This window comes from Streptomyces sp. M41(2017) (assembly GCF_002078175.1).
Classification (GTDB): Bacteria; Actinomycetota; Actinomycetes; order Streptomycetales; family Streptomycetaceae; genus Streptomyces.
On record NZ_MWFK01000001.1, the window covers coordinates 601,751 to 622,262 of the forward strand.

Below are 20,512 nucleotides of genomic sequence, written 5' to 3' on the forward strand. Positions count from 1 at the left end.
CCGCCGGCTCCCCCCTCCCAAGGGGAACCGGCGGCCACCCGGGGGCCCGGCGCGCCGCGTCCCTCCTGTACGGAGGGACGGGGGTGCCGAGTCTCCCGTTCCGTGGGCCGCCGCGCGGCACCCCTGGTCGGCGGGGGTGCCGCGCGGCGGCCGGTCACTTCACGCCCACCGCCCGGATGATCTCCTGGGTGACCGTGCCGCCCTGGTCGTCCTGCGCGAAGGCCCGCAGCGAGATGAAGCCGGCGCCGCGCGGGACGGCCAACAGGCCCTTCCAGGAGGCCTGGTGGCCGAGGAGCGGCACCTTCCTCCAGGTCTTCCCGTCGTCGTAGGACACCTCCAGCTTTCCGCCGCCGATGGTGCCGGTGTCCGGCGCGCCCTTCACGTACTCGGCGAAGAGGCCCACCGGGACGAGGCCGTGGCGGACGTCGCCCGTGAGGTCGGTGTCGACGTCGAAGCCGAGGTTGAGGAGCGGGAGGAAGGTGGAGCGGTCCTCGGGGGTGGCCGCCGAGCGGACGGTCCACTCGGTGTGCCCCTTGGTGGAGAGCTTCCAGCGCTCCGGGTCGAGGGCGGTGTCCGTGACGACCTTGTAGGTGTGCTCGTCGGCGGGCGCCTCCCACACGTAGGCGGCCGAGCTGGTGCCCCGGTCGACGAGGACGTCGTCCTGGTACACCGAGGTGGTCTGGGTCATCCCGGACTCCTCGCTCCACACGTCGCCGAAGCCGGTGTGGTCGGGCCCGGAGTCGCCCCAGCCGGGGGTGTTGAACTGGATCTGGTTGCCGTTGCGCTGCTGGCCCCAGCCGAGTCCGGTGCCGAGCCAGGGGTGCCAGACCGGCTTGAACCAGTCGAGGGTGTCGTGGGTGCCGCCCTTGTAGGGGACCAGGCCGCTGCGCTCCTCCAGCGTGCCCTCGCCGACGAACGCGGACTCCGTCCAGGTCTGGCCGGGGCCGGTGGAGACGTAGTCCGTGCGCTCGGCCGGGTAGTCGACGCGCTCCTGGAAGCCGATGCCGATCGGGAAGGGGGCGGCGATCGAGTAGCGGAACTCGCTGCCCGAGACCGGCTTCACCGCGTGGAACTTCGTGTCCAGCACGGCCAGTTCACGGCGACCGGGCTCGTAGGTCAGGCTCCGGTCCGGGACCGCGCCCCGGTAGCCCTGCGAGAGGTCGTACACGTAGGACGTGTTGCGGGTGCCGGTCATGTCGACCGTCCGGGCGGAGCGCAGCTTCGCCGCGTCCGCGGTGTTCACGGTGGCGATCTGAAGGGACCGGTCGGTGTAGTCGTCCGTGCCGAACCAGGCGTTGAGGCGTCCCGCCGTGCCGTCCGTGACGAACAGGGCCTTGGCGCCCGCGTCCTCGGCCGCCTGGGCGAGCGCGGCCGGCTCGACGCCGTCGGTGAGCGTGGCGAGGACGGCCTTGCCGCGCACCCCGGTGAACGGTCCGTCACCGACGTCGACGAGGGACAGCTTGCTGCGGCCCTCGATGAGGGTGCCGCCGGGCTGGGCGAGCGCGTCCCCGACGCCCTTCACCTCCAGGAGGGGCTTCCCGAGACGCCACACGGTCCGGTAGTCGAAGCTTCCCTCGGTGACCTTCGGGGTCGGCGCCGCGAAGACGCTGTCGTACATGACCGGCACCTGGACCGCGCCGAACAGGTCGGAGCCGCCCGCGTTGCGGTCGTACTCCATCAGCAGCTGCCGGGTCTCGGTGCGCCGGTCGACCTTGGCGGCGATCTCCCGCAACGTCCGTCCGTCGAGGGTGACCTCGCGGTCCCGGTCGAGGGTGATCTGGGGTGCGGCGAGGAAGCCGAGGCCGAGCGAGTCGGCGCCGTGGCTGCCGCGCACGTCGAGGAAGGACGTCAGGCCGTACGTGCCCGGCAGGAGCCGGAGCTTCACGGTGCCGGACTCCCCGACGGACGCCGGGTAGGGGTCGGTGCCCGCGGCGAACTGCTGCACCGCGAGGTCGGCTGCGGTCGGCCTGCCGTCCCGGTCCTTCACGTGGACGGTGAGTGTGTACCGCTCCTCCTCCTTGACCAGCCCGAACGCGGTGTGGGCGACCGGGGTGCCGTCCACCGAGGCGACGATCTGCCCGGACGTGTCGCCGACCGGCGCCTTCGCCGCGTCGCCGGTGACCGTGGTGGAGGCGGTGCCGTGCGCGGGCACGGTGAGCGTGGTGTCGGCGAGGGTGGCGACACCCTCGCCGGCCCCCTCCGCGGCGAGCGTCAGCCGCACCGCCGCGTCGGAGGAGTTGGTGTACGTCACGGTCTTCGTGACGGGCTTGTCGTCCTCGTAGGGCCAGCCGTGGAAGCCGAGGTCGGCGCTGCCGGTGGCGGTGATCTCCGCGCCGGTCGCGTCCGGGACGCTGACCCGGCCCGCGCCCAGCTGGTAGACGGAGGCGTCGAGCCGCTTCGACGTCGACATCAGCCCGTCCTTGAGCTGCGCGCCGGTCCAGTCGGGATGCTTCTGCGCCAGCAGCGCGGCCACGCCCGCGACGTGCGGGGTCGCCATCGACGTACCGCTCATCGTCGTGTACGGGCCGCTGCCGTCGACGAGCGTCGAGCGGGCGGCGAGGATGTCGACGCCGGGCGCGGACAGGTCGGGCTTGAGGGCGTTGTCGCCGGAGCGCGGTCCGGCGCTGGTGAAGTAGGCGGCCTCGTCGGCGGAGTCGACGGCACCGATGGTCAGCGCGGAGTCGGCGGCGCCGGGCGAACCGATGGAGGAACGGGTGCCGGTGTTGCCCGCGGCGATGACGAAGAGGGCGCCGGTCTCCTTCGAGAGGCTGTCGACGGCCAGCGCCATCGGGTCGGTGCCGTCACTGGCCTCGGTGGAGCCGAGGCTCATCGAGATCACCTTGGCGTGCACGTCGCGGGCGGCCCACTCCATGCCGGCGATGATCTGCGAGTCGCTGCCCGAGCCCTCGTCGCTGAGCACCTTGCCGACGGCGAGCGTGGCGTCGGGCGCGACGCCCTTCTCCTTGCCGTCCGAGGCGGCGCCGCTGCCGCCGACGGTGGAGGTGACGTGCGTGCCGTGCCCGTTGCGGTCGGCGACCTCCTGTCCGTCGATGAAGCTCTTGGTCTGCGTGACGCGTCCTGCCAGGTCGGGGTGGCCGGTGTCGACACCGGTGTCGAGGACGGCGACGGTCACGCCCTTGCCGGTGAGACCGGCCTCCCACGCCTCGGGCGTGCCGATCTGCGCGTTGCTCTCCGCCATGTCGGCCCTGACGCGGCCGTCGAGCCACACCTTGCCGATGCCGTCCTGGCGGGTCACCGCCTTCCAGAACGTCCGGCCCTTGTCCGAGTCGACGGCGGCACCGCGGATGCTGGGCAGTGCCCGGGTCCGCTCGGCCCCGGCCGGGATCGCGGCCCGTGCCTTGGCGTCGTAGGTGACGATCAGCGGCAGCTCGTGCGTCTTCTGGTCGGTGAGCCCCTGACGTATCAGCTCGCTCACGTCGAACAGCCGCCGGTCGAGGGTGCCCGCCCGCAGATACGGCAGCGCCTCGTCGGGTACGACGGTGACGGCCCCGTCGGCCACCTGGGTGCGCACCGCTCCGGTGGCACCCCGGGGCCGCACCACGGACACCGTCTTCTTGCCGCCGCCGACGTCGGTGACGGTCACCTTGTCGCCGGTCACGAGGGTGACGGTGTGCGCCGCGGACGCGGCCCGCTTCGACGCCGGGGTGCCGGTGTCGCCGGTTCCCGCGGCGTCGAGCGCGCCGGCCCGCCCCATGGGCAGCAGGGCGAGCACGAGCCCGGCCGACAGCAGCGCCGCCGGACGTCTCGCTGGTCCTCTGGTCATTGGTGCCCTCTCTTCATCGCCGTACCGCGCCGGACGGGGGTGGTGCCCGGGGCTTGCGAAGAGTGTCGGGGGGCTTGTGTTGCGCGGGTGTTGACGGAACCTGGCGGGAAGGCGCCCTGGCGGCTTCCCGCCAGGTCACGGACGGGGACACGGCGGTAGGAGCGACAGAAACCGGGACAGGTCCCGGCGGCCGCCGGACGGCCGGGGGCAGGGGTCACGAGGGCGGGCAATGCGCTGACGTGATGTCAGTCGGGCGTCCCGGTGACCGGACCCGGGTGGCTGACCATCCGTCATCGGCCCGCGGCGGCCGGGGATACCGCCGGTCGGACGGGCGCGCCGGGAGCCCGGCGTGGGACACCGCGGCCGTGTGCGGGAGCGGGCGGCGGAAGACCACCCGTCCAGCGGCACCCCGCCCGGCCCCCCACAAAGGGCGGCGCCCGCCCCGCGCGCCGAGGATGCGAAGAGAGGACCGCCGCCCGGCGGAGCCCCACACGGTCTGCGCTCTCGGGAGGACCCGCCATGACCGCCAGCCTGGAGCAGTTGCGCCGCTGCCATTTCGCCGTCGACCTGGGCGCCGCGAGGACCCGTGTGTACGTGAAGGGCGCGGGCCTGGTCGTCGACCAGCCGAGCGTCGCGGCGATCAACACGAAGACGGGCGCGCTGATCGCGGTCGGTGAGTTCGCGGAGAAGATGACGGGCCGTACGCCCGACTACATCCGGGTCGTGCGTCCCGTCTCCGGCGGCACGGTGGTCGACATCGACATGGCGCAGCGGATGCTGCGTCACCTGCTCGGCGACAAGGTGCGCCGCGCGCTGCGCCGCAAGCCCCGGCTGCGGGCCGCCGCCTGCACCCCGCACGACGCGGACCCGCTGGCGCAGCGCGCGGCGATCGAGACGCTGGTCGGCCTCGGGGCCCGGCGGGTCGAGCTGGTGGACACCCTGATCGCCGCCGCGGTCGGCTGCGGTCTGCCCGTGGAACGGCCCGAGGCCACCATGATCATGGTGTGCGGGGCCGCCGCCACCCAGCTCGCCGTCCTGTCGCTGGGCTCGATCGTGACGGCCGAACGCATCCCGGTCGGTGGTGAGGCGGTCGACCACGCGATCGTCCAGCACCTGCGCCACCAGCACGAGTTGATGCTGCCGAGCCAGGCCGTACGGCCCCTGCAGATCGCGCTCTCCGGCAACGGGCTCACCCCGCACGGACCGGCCCTCACCGAGATCCACGGACGGGACGTCGCCACCGGCCTCGCCCGTTCCGTGCAGGTCGACACCGCCGCCGTGCGCAACGCGATCCAGACCCCGCTGACCGCGGTGCTGGACGGCATCGGCAAGGTGCTCCGCACCTGCCCGCCCGACCTGGTGGCCGACCTCGCCGACCGCGGGATCATGATGGTCGGCGGCAGCGCGCTGCTGCCGGGCCTCGACCAGATGCTGCGGCAGGCGACGGGCATGCCGGTGCACATCGCGGAACGGCCCGACGTCTGTGCCGTCCAGGGGCTCGGCTACATGCTGGAGGGCAAGATCGAGCCGCTGATCCTGGACCCGCTGGCCGGCTGACTCCCGGCGCCCGGGGGTCTCGCATGACCGGTCCCGCACACGTACCCGGCCGCGGGCCCGATCCCGTCCCCGGGCTCCCGCCCCTCCTCGAAGCGGTGCTGCGCGTCGGCACCGACCTCGAACTGCGCGCCACGCTCCAGCGGATCGTGGACGCGGCGGCGGAGCTGACCGGCGCCCGGTCCGCGGCCCTCGGCACGACGGACCCGGGCCGGGACGGCCTGGTCCGCATCCGCACGACGGTGCCCGACCGGCCTTCGCAGGCCGCCGGAGCAGCCGCCGAAGGCGACGGTGCAGGACACGGCGACAGCACCGGCCCCGGCGACAGCCGCGGCGGGACCGGAACGGCCACCGGCGCGGCCGCCGAGGCCGAGGCGGGCGCCGGAACCGAGGCCGACGCCGACCCCCACCTCGCCCCCGACCTCTGTCTGGACGTCCCCATCCGTGTCGGCGACGAGGTGTTCGGGAACCTCTACCTCGCGGACAGGTCCGGCGGCCCCTTCACCCCGGAGGACGAGCAGGTGGTCCGGCTCCTCGCCACGCAGGCCGGGATCGCGATCGCCAACGCCCGGCTGTACGAGACGGCCCGGCAGCGGGAACGCTGGATCGAGGGCGCCGCCGCCGTCACCACGGCCCTGCTCACCGGAGAGAGCGCCGACGACGCGCTGCTGACGGTCGCCGAGCGGGCCCGGCTCCTCGCGGGTGCGACGGCCGGGGTGATCCTCCAGCCCACCCCGGAGGGCGGGATGGAGATCGTGGCCGCCTCCACGCACGAGGATCCGGACGGCATCGTCGGCACCACCATCGCGCCCGGCAGCCCGGTCCTCGAACAACTCCTCGGCGGGGAACCGGTGTTCATCGACGACTCGGCGACCGACCCGCGGATGACGACGCCGGTGCGCTCCCGGTTCGGGCCGAGCATGATGCTTCCCCTGGAGACCGAGGGCCGGCTCATCGGCACGCTGGCCCTGCCGCGGGCCCGGGGCGAGCGCCCGTACACCCGGGTCGAACGTCTGCTGGCCACCCAGTTCGCCTCGCAGGCCGCGCTCGCGCTCGTCCTCGCCGGTGCCCGGCACAGCCGCGAGCGTCTCGCGGTCTACGAGGACCGCGACCGCATCGCCCGCGACCTGCACGACCTGGTCGTCCAACGCCTGTTCGCCACCGGCATGATGCTGGAGTCCACGCTGCGCCGGAGCCGGGCGGAGGGAACCGGCGGCCCGACGGACGCGGCGGGGGCCGGCGGCCCGGCGGACGCGGCGGGGGCGGGCAAGCCGGGGGACGGCGGGGGCGCCGAGGTGCGGGCGACGCTCGGCCACGCCGTCGACGAGCTGCAGTCCACCATCCAGGAGGTCCGCACCGCGATCTTCGCCCTCCAGCAGCCGCCCGCCGACGCGCCCACCACCTTCCGCGGCAAGGTGCTGCGCGAGACGGCGGGCGCGGGAGCCCTGCTCGGTTTCCAGCCGTCCGTCCGGTTCACCGGCCCCGTCGAGGACCGGATCCCGGAGTCCGTCGCCGGACACCTCGTCGCCGCCCTGCGCCGCGCCCTCGCCGTCGCCTCACGGCGCGCCGGGGTCTCCCGGATCGAGGTCGACGTCGACGCGACGGCCGCCCTGCCGGACGGCCGTCCCGCGGTACGGCTCACCGTCCGGGACGACTCCCCGGCGACCGGCGGCGGCCCGGACGCGCCGTTCACCTGGCAGTCACCGCTGTGACCGGTTTACACCTGCCGAACGGACGTTCCGTATTCACCTGGGCGGATGAACAGGCCCGACCCGGCCGGACTCCGCTATTCACCTGGCCCTCATACCGCAGAATCCGCCGGGAATCCACCGATCCCCCAGGCCAATGTTGTTGATCTCCTGTAGGGTCCGGCTGAGAAGGCCAAAAAACATGTAGCCTCAGAGTCGAAAGTCCTCACATGAACCCTTCGGTGACGCCGGCGCCGCAGCACTCGACCGCTCCTGAGTCCCTGCCCAGGCAGCACACTCCCCTGTCGGCCATCACCGCGTCCACGGGACGCATGACCGACGTCCTCGAAAGGCGTCCGATCAAGCCGATCACCTTCGACTCGGCGCTGTAGGGGCCACCCCTCCCGCTCTGGGCGCATCCGGCGCGACCTCGCCGCCGGCTGCGCCCACGCTTGTGTCCGCGAGGCATCAACTGCCTTGACCGATCATGAAGTTGAGGGCACTCGACGGGGCGACCTGACGCTACCCTTCACCGAGTGAAGCTGCAGCAACTCGTCCTCAAGATCCATAGCAGATGCGATCTCGCCTGCGACCACTGCTATGTGTACGAGCATGCCGATCAGAGCTGGAAAGGGCGCCCGACCGTAATTTCCGAGGAAACGGTCGGAAGGGTCGCCGAGAGATTGGCGGCCTATGCGGAAGCACATGAACTCCCCTCGGTTTCCGTGATCCTTCACGGTGGCGAACCTCTTCTCGTGGGCCCCTCCCGGATGAGAAACATCTGTGCGGAACTCAAACGCGTTATCACCCCGGTCACCACGCTGGACCTCCGCATTCACACCAACGGTGTGCAGCTGAACACCCGCCATCTGAATGTATTCAAAGAATTCGGCGTCAAAGTCAGCGTCTCGCTCGACGGCGACCGGTCCTCCAACGACCGCCACCGGCTCGACCGCCGCGGGCGCAGCAGTCACGAGCGGGCCGTGAAGGGCATCGGCCTGCTGCGCTCGGAGGAGTACAGGCACCTCTACAGCGGACTGTTGTGCACCGTGGACGTGGCCAACGACCCGATCGCCGTGCACGAAGCGCTGGTGGCGCTCGATCCGCCCAGGATCGACTACCTCCTCCCGCACTCCACGTGGGACAACCCTCCCCCCCGGCCCGCGGACGCCCCGACCGTGTACGCCGACTGGCTCCTGAAGATCTTCGATCACTGGGAGCGGCAGGGGCGCACCGTCCCGGTGCGGACCTTCGACTCGGTTCTCAGCACCCTGCGAGGGGGGCCGAGCCTGACGGAGGCCATGGGGCTCGCCCCCAGTGATCTCGCGGTCGTCGAGACCGATGGCAGCTTCGAGCAGGCCGACTCGCTGAAGACGGCCTACGACGGCGCCCCCGCGACGGGTTACGACGTCGTCGAGCACAGTTTCGACGAGTTCGCGCTCCACCCCGGTGTGCGCGCGCGCCAGGCGGGCCTGGAAGGCCTGAGCGACACCTGCCGCTCGTGCCCGGTCGTGGAATCCTGCGGCGGTGGCCTCTACGCGCACCGCTACAGCAGCGAGGGCGCGTTCGACAACCCGTCCGTCTTCTGCGAAGACCTGCGCACGCTGGTCGACGGTGTGGCGGAGCGGATCACCGACCGCGCGCTGTCCCCCGTCGTGAGCAGCGCGGACGACCTCGTCTGGCACCAGGGTGAGCTGAACAGGACCCTCCTGGCGGCCGCCGCCGACCGGCACCGGGCGGAGCCCGACTGGTCCGGCGTGTGGAGGGCCTTCCTGGAGCTTGACGGCGCGCCCGACGTCGCCCCCCACCTCGACAGGACTCTCGCGCACCCCTATGTCCGCACCGCATTGAGGGACGCCCTGCACGACCCCGCTTCCGCCGCGCCGCTCGCCGCGACGGCCGTCGCCGTCGCCGTCCGCGCCCGCGCCGACCTCGAACTCCGCTGGGACCACCCCGCCGCCGCACTGCACCTGCCCGCGCTGGGCACCCTCACCCTGCGGGAAGCGGGGCCCCTGGCCGTCTCGGTGAAGGCCGGCGAGCTGCGGGTGAGCACCCCCTGGGGTGAGGAGTTCACCCCGGGGGAGGCTTCGGCCGGGTGGCGCCCCGTGCCCACGGTCCCCGTCGCGGACGGCACGCTGCTGCTCCTGGACGACGCCGACCCGCTCCGCGACTGCTATTCCGTGCCGGTCGCCGAGCCACTGGGCCCCGGCGGCCTGGCCCGGTTCACCGAACGGCTGCGCCGGGCCTACGTGTTGCTGGAGGAGCGGCACCCTCCGGAGCGCGGCCGCGTCCACGCGGCGGCGCTGACCACCGTCACCCCGCTCGCCGCCGGAACGGGCGTGCGGCTCGGCGCGCACGGGCTCGGCGCGATCGGCCTGGCCGTGGACTTCGAGCCCGAGGACCTGGCCAGGGAACTGCCGCGCGCCGCACGGCTGGCGCGTCTGCGGGCGCTGCGCGAGACGGCCGACCTGAACGTGCCGGGCAACCGGGCCGGCCGGCTGCTCGACGAGGCGAGCGCGGAGCTGGGCGACGCCGCGTACTGGGCCGGCGAGGCGGCCGAGCAGACCGCCGCCCTGGAGCGGGCCGGCCGCGCCCTCGACCTGCTGGCAGCCCGCCCCGCCCACGAACTCACCGCGACCGGCGTGGTGTTGGCGGACGAGCTGCGTGCCGAACTGAAGCAGGCGGTGAACGCGCTCCCTGCGAGCCGGTCCGGCCGCCGTGGCTGACGCGCGCCGGCTGGACGACATGTTCAGGGACATGGGTGTGCCGCGCGGAGGCGTCCTCATGGTGCACGCCTCCCTCGGCGGCAGTGGCCTGCGGGCCGCCGAGGTCCGGGACGCGCTGCTCGACGCGCTCGGCCCGGACGGCACCCTCGTCGTGCCCGCGTTCTCGCCGGAGAACTCCTTCACCTCACGGGCCTACAAGGAGCTCACGGCGGCGATGACCGAGGAGGAGGAGCGGGCGTTCCGCGCGTCACGGCCACCGTTCGACGCCCCCACCACGCCCTGCCCGACGATGGGTGTGCTCGCCGAGTGCGTCCGCACCACACCGGGCGCCGCGCGCAGCACCCATCCGCACACCTCACTGGCCGGACTCGGCCCGCGGGCGGCCGAGTTGCTCGGCGTCCACGACCCGGACTGCCACCTCGGCGAACGCTCCCCGCTCGGCGCGCTCTACGCGGCCGGCGCCCATGTCCTGCTGTTCCGGGTGGGGTTCGAGGTGTGCAGCGCGTTCCACCTCGCCGAGTACCGGCTGCGGCCGTCGCCGCCGCTCCGCTCGTACTCCTGCGTGACCGGGCGGCCCGGTCACTGGATCTCGTACGAGGACATCACGCTGTACGACGGGGACTTCGGGGCGATCGGGGCGCGGCTGCCGCGTGATCTCCCGGTGGAACGGGAAATGGCGGGGAGAGCGGTGCGGCTCTTCGGGATGCGGGAGGCCGTCGATCTGGCCGGGGTCCAGATGTCTGGATATCGCCAGGGATTGACGTGAAAGAGGCGACCCGCACGGGGCCTCGGTCGGGAAGATTGTGGGTTCCGGCCAGGTGAACATCCCGTAGGGGTCAAATCCACAGGCAGGGGGGCGCGTGGACATACCTGAACGGGCATCGGACAACCGGCCGTACTTCTTCCTGAGTTACGCCCACACACCGGCCTGGGGGCCCGGTGGCGGGGACCCGGACCACTGGGTGCAGGTCCTCTTCACCGATCTGTGCGACCACATCATGGCGCTCACCGACCTGCCCGCGGGGGTGCCCGCCGGGTTCATGGACCGGGAGATGCGTTCGGGCGACGGGTGGCCGGAGAAACTCAGCGAGAACCTCGCCAACTGCCGTGTTTTCGTTCCGCTGTTCTCGCCGCGCTACTTCACCAGTGAGAGTTGCGGACGGGAATGGTTCGCCTTCAACGAACGTATTCTGCGGGCCCGGGCCACCGGCAACGGCGCCGTGCAGGCGATCGTCCCGGCCCTGTGGACGCATATCGACTACGCCCAACTCCCGGATTCCGTACGGCACATCCATGTGGACCACGCCCAGTTCGGGGACCGCTACGCCGCGAACGGCATCTACGGTCTGATCAAACTGAACCGGCTGCGCGACGAGTACGAGGAGACGGTGCTCGGACTCGCCCAGCGGATCGTGCAGATCGCGCAGGAGTCCCCGCTGCAGTCCAGCAGACCCCGCCCCTACGAGAGCACGCCGAGTGCGTTCAAGCCGCGCGGCGAGGGACCCCGGCGGATCCATCTGACGGTGGCGGCGCCCACCCGGCACAGCATCCCCGAGCACCGGGACACCCGCCCGTACGGCGAGGACGCCCAGGACTGGAACCCGTACCACTCGGAGTCGACCCGTTCGCTGCCCGCGCTCGCCGAGGAGCTCATCCGCTCCCTCGACTACCGGATCACGGTGTCCTCGTTCGACGACGAGACCACCGACGACGACCTGGGCGCGGACGACACGGAGAAGGCGGGACCGAGCCATCCGGGCATCCTGCTCGTCGACCGCTGGGCGCTCACCGACGAGGAACGGGCCCGCAGGCTCAAGGCGTTCGACGCCAGCGCCCGGCCGTGGATCAGCGCGGTCGTCCCGTGGAACCGGACCGACATCCAGTGCCACGGCGAGGAGGGCCGGCGACTGGCGGCGGAGCTCGAACGGACGCTGCCGCTGATCCTCGACCGGGGGCGGCGCGCGGACTGCCGGGTCGCCGTCAACGGCGTGCCCACGCTGAAGGCCTTCACCGACGTACTCCCTGTCGTCGTCGCGCACGCGACCCGGCAGTACCTGAAGCACGCCGAGGCGCATCCGCCCGCGGGCCCGGCCGTCCGCCGGCCCCGCCTGATGGGCCCCACCCACCCGCCGCTGCCCGACGGCGGATCCGACCACGGAGGAGAAGAAGCATGACGGCCGTGCAGGACGGACGGATCATCACCTTCTACTCGTACAAGGGAGGCACGGGCCGCACCATGGCGCTGGCCAACACGGCCTGGATCCTCGCCGCCAACGGCCGGCGCGTCCTCGCCGTCGACTGGGACCTGGAGGCTCCCGGCCTGCACCGCTTCTTCCACCCCTTCCTCGACCCCAACGCGCTCGCGGCCACCACCGGCGTCATCGACATCATCAACGAGTACGCGTGGGCCGCGACCACCGGAACCCAGCGCTCCGGCGAGTGGCACCGGGACTACGCGCGAGTCGAGCAGCACGCCATCTCCCTGACGCCCGAGCGCCTCGGACTGCGCTTCCAGGAGGGCGGATCGCTCGACTTCCTCTCCGCCGGCCGCCAGGACCGCTCGTACTCGGCGAGCGTCTCCTCCTTCGAGTGGGACAACTTCTACGAACGGCTCGGCGGAGGTCTCTTCCTCGACGCGCTGCGCGACGACATGCGGTCCTCCTACGACTACGTGCTGATCGACAGCCGCACCGGGCTCTCCGACAACGCCGACATCTGCACCATCCAGATGCCCGACGTGCTGGTGGACTGCTTCACGCTCAGCGACCAGTCCCTCGACGGCGCGGCGGCCGTCGCCCGCAGCGTCGAGGACGGGTACCGCAAGCGGCCCATCCGGGTCCTGCCGGTTCCGATGCGCATCGACGAGGGCGAGAAGGAGAAGGTGGACGCCGGACGGGCGCTGGCCCGTCTGAAGTTCGACGGACTGCCCAAGGGGCTCGGCGGCGAGGAGATGGCGGGCGAGGAGCTGACCGCCTACTGGGGCGCCGTCGAGATCCCGTACCGCCCGTACTACGCCTACGAGGAGACCCTCGCGACCGTCGGCGACGAGAGCGGCATCGCCAACTCGCTGCTGTCCGCGTTCGAACGGCTCACCGCGGTCATCACGGACGGCACGGTGACCGCCCTGCCGCCGGTGCCGGAGCCCGTGCGGCTGCGCTGCCGGGACGCGTTCCTCAGGCGGCGGCCCATCTCCACCGCGGCGGACGTGGTGATCGCGTACACGGCGGAGAACCGCGTGTGGGCGGACTGGATCGAGTCGCTCCTCAAGCGGGCCGGCTGCCGCGTCACCCCGCACGACGTCGCGTCCGGCCCCGTCGACCGCCCGGACCCGGCGACCCGCACCCTCGTGCTGCTGTCCAAGGCGTTCCGCAAGTCCCGGCACGCCGACCCCCTCTGGCGCGCCCTGACGGACGCCGAGGACGAGGCCCCGCACGACGCGGCGCACGGCAGCGTCGTCCCCGTCCGGGTGGACGAGGTGCACCTCCCGCAGTCCTACCTCGACCGCAATCCGGTGGACCTGCACCGGCTCGACGAGGCCCAGTGCGTCAGCGCGCTCCTCGGCGCCCTGGAACTGCCGGGCCGGCCCGTCGAACCGGGCGCGGCGGGGCCCCGGTTCCCGGGCAGCACCCCGGCCATCTGGAGCGCGCCGCAGCGGAACAACACCTTCACCGGCCGCGACGTCATCCTCGACCGGGTCCGCGACCAGCTCGGCGGCGGCATCTCCGTCGTGCTGCCGCAGCCGCAGGCGCTGTACGGACTCGGCGGCGTCGGCAAGACCCAGGTGGCGCTGGAGTACGTGCACCGGTTCATGGCCGACTACGACCTGGTGTGGTGGATCTCCGCGGAGGACCCCGGCAACGTGGTCTCCTCGCTCGCCGAACTCGCCGCCCGCATCGGCGCGCCCAGCGGCGAGGACATCAACCTGGCCAGCCAGGAGGCCGTGCAGATGCTGGCCCGCGGGGCGCCGACCAAACGGTGGATCCTGATCTTCGACAACGCCGACGACCCGGCCCGCCTCACCCGCTTCTTCCCGGCCGGTGGCGGCGGCCACATCCTCGTCACCTCCCGCAACCAGGCGTGGGCTCAGCAGGGCGCCTCCCTGCCCATCGACGTGTTCCTGCGCGAGGAGAGCGTCGAGCACCTCACCCGGCGCGCCTCCGGGCTGACCGTCGAGGAGGCCGACCGGGTCGCGACCGCGGTCGGTGACCTGCCCCTGGCCGTCGAGCAGGCGGCGGCCTGGCTCGCGGAGACGGCCACCCCGATCGAGGACTACCTGCGCCAGCTCGCCGAGCAGACCACCGAGGTCCTGGACCTCAACCAGCCCGCGGACTATCCGCAGACGGTGGCCGCGACCTGGAACATCTCCATAGCCAGGCTCCGCGAACGGTCCCCGGCGTCGGTGCGGCTGCTCCAGCTGTGCGCGTTCCTCGCCGCCGAGCCGATCTCCTCGCACCTGCTCTACAGCAAGGAGATGATCGACGCCCTCAGGCCGTACGACCCGGCGCTCCAGGAGAGCCTGCTGCTGGGCCGGGTGATCCGGGAGATCGGCCGGTTCGCGCTCGCCAAGGTCGACCAGGTCAGCAACAGCATCCAGGTCCACCGGCTGGTGCAGGCCGTGATCCGGTCGCAGCTCACCGAGGAGGAGCAGCGGCAGGCCCGGCATGTGGTGCACACGGTCCTCGCGGGCTGCCGGCCCGACGGCGACGAGCCGATCGACGACCCGGAGACCTGGCCGCGCTTCGCGGTCATCTGGCCGCATCTGGCGGCCTCGGACGCCCGCAACTGCACCGACTCCGCCACCCGCAGGCTCCTCATCGACCGCGTCCGCTATCTGTGGAAGCGCGGCGAGTTCCCCGGTGCGCAGGCGCTCGCCGAGGAGCTCCTCGCCCACTGGGAGCCGATCCTCGGCGAGGACGACGTGCAGTTCCTGTACCTGCGCTGCCAGCTCGGCAACGTCCTGCGGTCCCAGGGCCGCTACGTGGAGGCCCGGGACATCAACACGGCGCTCCTGGAGCGCCAGCAGCGCGTCCTCGGGCCCACGCACCCGCACACGTACGTCACCATGTCCGGCCTCGCCAGCGACCTCGCGGCGCTCGGGGTGTACGAGTCGGCGGTGGACTACGCGCGCGAGGCGCACGAAGGGTTCCGGCAGATCTTCCACGAGTCGCACCGCCGCACCCTGAGCGCCGCGAACAACCTGGCGCTGGCGCTGCGCATGGTCGGCCGGTACGGCGAGGCCCGCGTCCTCGACCAGGAGACCTTCGACCGCCGCACGGAGGTCCTCGGCCCGGACCATCCGTACACGCTCGCCTCGGCGGCGCGCCTGGGCCGCGACCTGCGCGAGGTCGGCCGCTACGGCGAGTCGGTGTCCCTCCTCTCCCGCGCCTACGACGCCCACAAGCGCATCCTCGGCAAGGACTTCCCCGGCACGCTGAGCTGCGCCAAGTCCCTCGCGGTGTCGCTGCGGCGGGCGGGCGAGTTCGAGGACGCCCGCCGGCTCACGACGGCGACGCGCGCGCAGTACCGGCAGCAGTACGAGGCGCCGACGCCGGACTCGCTGGCCTGCGACCTCAACATGGCGGCGGACCTGTTCGCGGCGGACGAGCGGGAGGCGGCGCGCGAGGTGGCCCGGGACGCCCTCACGGAGTACATGAAGGTGCCGGGCGAGGCCCACCCGTACACCCAGGCGGCGCTGAACAACCTGGGGATCTTCCACTGGGGCTGCGGCGACGCCGAGGAGGCGGAGAAGGTGTTCCGCAAGGTGCTGCGGCGGATGGGCGAGGTCCTCGGCGAGAAGCACCCGCACACCCTGTTCACGGGCGTCAACTACGCCAACGTCCTCGCCGACCAGGGCCGGCTGGAGGAGGCCCGCGAACTGGAGGAGAAGGCGATGGTGACCCTCCGTACGGTGCTCGGCCCGCACCATCCGGAGACCCTCGCGGTCGTCGCGAACGCGGGCCTCACCCTGGCCGCGCTCGGCCGCCGGGACGAGGCCCGCCGGCTGCGCGAGGAGGCCCTGTCGGAGCTGCGCGCGCTGCTCGGCGAGGAGAACGGCCTGACCCGCGTCGCCGCGGACGACCGCCGCATCTACCGGGACCTGGAACCGCTGGCGGTGTGAGACGCGGCCGCGGGGGCGCCCGGAGTGGCCGAGGTCCGGCTGCTCCGGGCGCTCCGGAGGCTCCGGAGGCTCCGCTCCGGGCGCTCCGACGGCGGGGTCTCGTGTCGCGGACAGGGGCCGGCGGACCGGGCCCCGGCACGGAGACGCGCGCCGGACGTCGGGGGCCGGTCGCGACAGGCATCCGGTGAGCGGGGCCCCGTCTCGCGCCGGGGCCCGGTGACCGAGGGCCTCGCCCCCCGTTCGGGTGCCCGACGCCCGGAATCCTCAGAGCGCGGCGGCAGCCTGCGAGCGCGCCCGGCCGGGCGGCGCCTGCGGGACGTCGGCGTGGGCGCCCGCGCCGGAGGTCACCGCCCGGCTCCTCCTGCTGCCGGGCCACACCGGGGTGTCGGCCAGCAGCCAGGCGAGCACCTTGGGGAGGGCCCGCAGCGCGGCGAAGTGCGCGGCGGTGGGTTCGAGGACGGCGGTGGCCCGGGGGATCCGGGCGGCCATCCAGGAGGAGTGCGAGGCCGGGGAGAACACGTCCTTCACCCCGTGCCAGAGCAGTACCGGCACGCGGATGTCCGCCGGTTCGAAGCCCCAGCTCCCGGTGAGGGCGAGCGCGTCGTCGATCCAGCCGTACGGGGAGGTCCGCAGCGCCTCGCGGTAGTTGCGCAGCAGCATCGAGCGGATGGTGTTGTCGGAGACGATCTGCCGGTCGTCGGCGGTGAGTTCGGGGCGCAGGTCCTCCAGCAGGCGCACCGGGTCCCGGCGGATGGCGGCGGACCGCGGGATCAGCCGGGCGGTGAAGCGGTCCGGGTCGGTGAACGCGGTCCGGAACTCGTTGACGTTCGACGGTGCCATCCCGGCGAACCAGTCGAGCCCCTCGGCGCCGCGCGGCGCGAGTCCCACGAGGGCCGCGGCCCGGGTCACCCGCTGCGGCATCAGCGCGGCGCAGGCCAGCGCGTGCGGGGCGCCCCCGGACCGGCCGGCCACGGCGAACCGCTCGATGCCGAGCGCGTCCGCGATGGAGGTGACGTCCTGCACGACGTCGACGACGCGCCGTCCCGGGAGCCGGTCCGATCCCCCGTACCCGGGGCGGTCGTAGCTGATCAGCCGGGTGCCGCGCTGGTACAGGAACATGGACCGGGGCCGCGGTCCGACGCGGCTGCCCGGCATGCCGTGCAGCAGGAACACGGGGCGTCCCCGTGGGTCCCCCGAGATCTCGACGCGCAGCAACCGGCCGTCCGCCGAACGTACATGGTCACGCACAGCGCTCCCCCTCCCTCGGTCCGGACGGACCGGGACAAACGCTGCCGAGTGACTGCCCGCCCGGATGTACGACGAAACGAGTTCGCGAGTCAACCTGACCGTCAGATCAAGCCACTCGCGGCCCGGCGGACTCCGGACGGGAGCGGGAGCGGGAGGAGGAGAGTGGAGGAGGGTGAAGGAGAAGGAGGGAGAGAACAGGGCGGGGAACAGCGGAACCGGCCGGGAGTGACGGCCGGTTCAGTACGGCAGGATGCGCCCCGACGGGGTCCTGCGGTCGATCGGCATCTCGCGCGGCGCGGCGGGCCGGCGGCTGACGCGAATCCGGATCTGACGGTTCATGACCCCTCCTCATGACTGACGATCCCCCGCGTCGTCACCGACGCGCTTAGACGCATGGTGCCCACGGAGAACGGCTCCTACCCTCCGAGCAGCATGTTCGGTACGGCGCTCTCGTCCCCCGGGGAGGAAACGGGCCCCGCGGACCCGGTGCGGACCCGGTGCGGACCCGGTGCGGAGCGGGGCGGGACCGGGCCTGATCGGGACGGGACCGGGGCCCATCGGGACGGGACCGGGGCGGCGCGTGTCCTGGAGGGCGCCCGGGGGTCCGGCGCGGGATCCGGTGGGTTCCGGCCGCCCGGAGGGGCCTCCCGAAGGCCCTGCGATCAGTGCCGCGGGCCTCTCCGGCACGGCCTCGGGGCGGCTCGCGTGTACTCCGTCCGAGGCCCGGTCAGGCCGTTCGGGTGAGGGGCGAGTTGGGCGGAAGGGGGGCCTCCGCGGGGGCCCTGCGACCGGGGTTCCACGGTCGGGCGGGGCGCCCTCGCGGGCTCTCAACTCGCCTGATCCACCAGCGAAGTTGCTGGTCGCATCGATTCTTCACGCGTAGCGTGTGGTGGGGCGGGTGGGACTCGAACCCACGGCCGACGGATTATGAGTCCGCTGCTCTAACCGGCTGAGCTACCGCCCCGTTACGGCGCGCCGCGCACATTTGTGCGCGCCGTCTGCCGCAGCATAGCCGCTCATACGATCTCCTGCTTCGGATGGTCGGCATCGCACGACCATGAGGACTTCGGCGTGCCCCGAGCGGTTCCCCCGGACATGAAAAAGGACCCCTGAGGGGTCCTCTTCCGTTGCTCTCCCGACTGGACTCGAACCAGTAACCTGCCGGTTAACAGCCGGCTGCTCTGCCAATTGAGCTACAGGAGACCGAGCTCCCCCGACTGGACTCGAACCAGTAACCTGCCGGTTAACAGCCGGCTGCTCTGCCAATTGAGCTACAGGGGATTGTCTCGTTGCATCGAACGCACCTACCTGGGTATTCGCCAGGGGGCGTGCGCTCGCTGCGACACATACATTAGCGCAAGCAGGGGGGTGCTCCGCCAATCGGTTCCCTCCGTACCGATGCCGACGCAAGGGAAGGGTGGCTGTCATGCGCTACAAGCTCACATTCGTCGCCGGACTGGCCCTGGGGTACGTGCTCGGCACGCGCGCCGGGCGAGAGCGTTACGAACAGCTGAGGAAGTCCGCTCGCCAGGTCTCGCAGAACCCGGCGGTGCGCAACACCGCCGAGACCGCCGCGCAGCAGGGCCGCGCGATCGCGGGCAAGGCGTTCCACACGGTGAGCGAGAAGGTGGGCGACCGCGTCCCCGACTCGGTCACCGACCGGGTCCGCTCGCTGCGGCAGCGGAACACGGGCGGGGCCGGACTGGACGACTGGGGCACCAGCAACACCTGACCGGCACACCCGTGACACCAGGGGAATCAGGGGCCGCGCCGGATCTCGTGCACCCACCCGGCGCCGCCACCCCCCGTCGTACGGCAGAATTTCGCCCATGGGGATAGTCGCCGGGTTGGACAGTTCGCCCGATTTCACTCGCATCGTCGTCTGCGACGCGGACACGGGCACCGTGCTGCGGCAGGGCTACGCGCCGCACCCGCTCGACGGCGCCGAGGGCGGCGGACGTCCTTCCGACGTGGATCCACAGGCCTGGCTGCTGTCCCTGGGCGAGGCCGCCGGCGGCGGCCTGCTCGAAGGCGTGCAGGCGATCGGCGTGTCCGCACAGCAGAACGGCCTCGTCCCGCTGGACGTGCAGGGCAACACCGTGCGGCCCGCCCTGGTCGGCGGTGACAAGCGGGCGCAGGTCGCCGCGGCCGATCTGATCGACGCGCTCGGCGGGCGCGAGGCATGGGGACAGGCCGTGGGCAGCGTCCCGCAGGCCGCCCAGCCGGTGACCAAGCTCCGCTGGCTGAACAAGACCGAACCCGACGCGGCGCGGCGGACCGCCATGCTGCTCCAGGCCCACGACTGGCTGGTGTGGCAGCTGCTCGGCCGGCCGGTGCGCAGGACCACGGACCGGGGCGGCGCCTCCGGCACCGGCTACTGGTCGGCGGCGACCGGCGGCTACCGACCCGACCTCATCGAACTCGCGCTCGGCCACCAGGCCGCGCTCCCCGAGGTGCTCGGCCCGGCCGACGCGGCGGGGACCACGCCCGAGGGGCTGCTGATATCCGCCGGCACCGGCGAGACCATGGCGGCGGCGTTCGGGCTCGGCATCGGGCTCGGCGACGCGGTGGTGTCGCTCGGCGCCTCCGGTTCCGTGATGGCCGTGCACACCGAGGCGCTGGTGGATTCCACCGGCATGATCACCTCCCTCGCGGACGCGACCGGCATGCACCTCCCGGTCGTCAGCACCCTCAACGCCGTACGGGCCCTGCGCGGCGCCGCCGAGATGCTCGGCGTGCCGGACCTGGAGGGCCTGTCCGACCTGGCGATGAAGTCGACGCCCGGCTCGCACGGGCTGGTCCTGCTGCCGTACCTGGAGGGCGAGCGCACGCCGAACCTGCCGCACACGGCGGGGACCCTGGCGGGACTGCGCCGGGAGTCGATGCGGCCCGAGCATCTCGCGCGGGCGGCGTTCGAGGGCATGCTCTGCGGGCTCGCGGACGCGCTCGACGTCCTGCGTGGGCGCGGTGTCGACGTCCGCCGGATCTTCCTGCTCGGCCAGGCCGCGGAGCTGCCCGCGGTGCAGGCCGTGGCACCCGCCCTGTTCGGCGCGCCGGTCGTGGTGCCGCAGCCCGCGGACTACGCGGCGCTCGGCGCGGCCCGCCAGGCCGCCTGGGCCCTCGGCGCCTCCCAGGGCACCCTCGACCCGCGGAACCCGCCCGCCTGGCAGGGTCCGGTCGCCCAGGTGCTGGAGCCGGGCGAGGAACTCGCCGTGGGCCAGGCCGTACGCCAGCAGTACGTGTCCGTACGGGAACAGACGCATCCCGGGGCGTTCCGGGTGTAACGGGTTCGGACCGGTTCACGGGATCCGACCAGGCGTACGTCCCTGGACGGAGCCATGGCCGGTTCTTGGTCTCCCCTTGGGTTATTCGCTTGAGGTAACACCGGTGGAGT

11 protein-coding genes and 3 tRNA genes are annotated in these 20,512 nt (G+C 72.7%); 9 read left to right on the forward strand and 5 right to left on the reverse strand.

Features of this window, described 5'->3' with window-relative positions; translation table 11 throughout:
- Positions 1–154: 154 nt before the first annotated feature.
- Positions 155–3,784 carry a S8 family serine peptidase gene (locus B0675_RS02825; RefSeq protein WP_081217138.1) on the reverse strand — a complete coding sequence of 1,210 codons (3,630 nt, stop codon included), beginning with the start codon at positions 3,782–3,784 and terminating at the stop codon, positions 155–157.
- 519 nt (positions 3,785–4,303) lie between these two features.
- On the opposite strand from B0675_RS02825, the gene B0675_RS02830 reads away from it, so the two are divergent.
- The 7 genes from B0675_RS02830 to fxsT all read left to right on the forward strand — a co-directional run bounded on the left by B0675_RS02830 (position 4,304) and on the right by fxsT (position 15,870).
- The gene (locus B0675_RS02830; RefSeq protein ID WP_081217139.1) at positions 4,304–5,341 is read left to right on the forward strand and encodes a rod shape-determining protein; all 1,038 of its coding nucleotides are present in this window, start codon (positions 4,304–4,306) and stop codon (positions 5,339–5,341) included.
- Between the two features lie 23 nt (positions 5,342–5,364).
- Positions 5,365–7,050: a GAF domain-containing protein gene (locus B0675_RS02835; protein WP_081217140.1), complete on the forward strand. Its 1,686-nt coding sequence runs from the start codon at positions 5,365–5,367 to the stop codon at positions 7,048–7,050.
- A 206-nt stretch (positions 7,051–7,256) separates the two neighbouring features.
- The gene (locus tag B0675_RS41275) at positions 7,257–7,418 is read left to right on the forward strand and encodes a hypothetical protein (protein WP_164370741.1); all 162 of its coding nucleotides are present in this window, start codon (positions 7,257–7,259) and stop codon (positions 7,416–7,418) included.
- A gap of 144 nt (positions 7,419–7,562) precedes the next feature.
- Positions 7,563–9,752, forward strand: coding sequence for a radical SAM/SPASM protein FxsB, inactivated metallohydrolase extension form (gene fxsB, locus B0675_RS02840; protein WP_081217141.1), 2,190 nt, complete (start codon positions 7,563–7,565; stop codon positions 9,750–9,752).
- Complete coding sequence (locus tag B0675_RS02845; protein ID WP_081217142.1) at positions 9,745–10,518, forward strand: AAC(3) family N-acetyltransferase; 774 nt, start codon at positions 9,745–9,747, stop codon at positions 10,516–10,518. The genes fxsB and B0675_RS02845 overlap by 8 nt, the downstream gene beginning before the upstream one ends.
- A 94-nt stretch (positions 10,519–10,612) precedes the next feature.
- Positions 10,613–11,926 carry a TIR-like protein FxsC gene (locus tag B0675_RS02850; protein WP_179165231.1) on the forward strand — a complete coding sequence of 438 codons (1,314 nt, stop codon included), beginning with the start codon at positions 10,613–10,615 and terminating at the stop codon, positions 11,924–11,926.
- A complete protein-coding gene (gene fxsT, locus B0675_RS02855; protein ID WP_081217144.1) occupies positions 11,923–15,870 on the forward strand; it encodes an FxSxx-COOH system tetratricopeptide repeat protein in 3,948 nt (1,315 codons plus the stop codon). The genes B0675_RS02850 and fxsT overlap by 4 nt, the downstream gene beginning before the upstream one ends.
- A gap of 264 nt (positions 15,871–16,134) precedes the next feature.
- On the opposite strand, the gene B0675_RS02860 is transcribed toward fxsT, so the two are convergent.
- The 4 genes from B0675_RS02860 to B0675_RS02875 all read right to left on the reverse strand — a co-directional run bounded on the left by B0675_RS02860 (position 16,135) and on the right by B0675_RS02875 (position 18,399).
- On the reverse strand, positions 16,135–17,118 hold the full coding sequence (locus B0675_RS02860; RefSeq protein WP_081217145.1) for an alpha/beta hydrolase: 984 nt from the start codon (positions 17,116–17,118) through the stop codon (positions 16,135–16,137).
- A gap of 887 nt (positions 17,119–18,005) precedes the next feature.
- Positions 18,006–18,082 (reverse strand) — tRNA-Ile (locus B0675_RS02865).
- A gap of 166 nt (positions 18,083–18,248) precedes the next feature.
- Positions 18,249–18,321, reverse strand: a tRNA-Asn gene (locus B0675_RS02870).
- A gap of 5 nt (positions 18,322–18,326) precedes the next feature.
- Positions 18,327–18,399, reverse strand: a tRNA-Asn gene (locus tag B0675_RS02875).
- A gap of 145 nt (positions 18,400–18,544) precedes the next feature.
- On the opposite strand from B0675_RS02875, the gene B0675_RS02880 reads away from it, so the two are divergent.
- Positions 18,545–18,850: a hypothetical protein gene (locus tag B0675_RS02880; protein WP_081217146.1), complete on the forward strand. Its 306-nt coding sequence runs from the start codon at positions 18,545–18,547 to the stop codon at positions 18,848–18,850.
- Between the two features lie 97 nt (positions 18,851–18,947).
- On the forward strand, positions 18,948–20,402 hold the full coding sequence (locus B0675_RS02885; RefSeq protein WP_081217147.1) for an FGGY family carbohydrate kinase: 1,455 nt from the start codon (positions 18,948–18,950) through the stop codon (positions 20,400–20,402).
- The last annotated feature ends 110 nt before the right edge of the window (positions 20,403–20,512 follow it).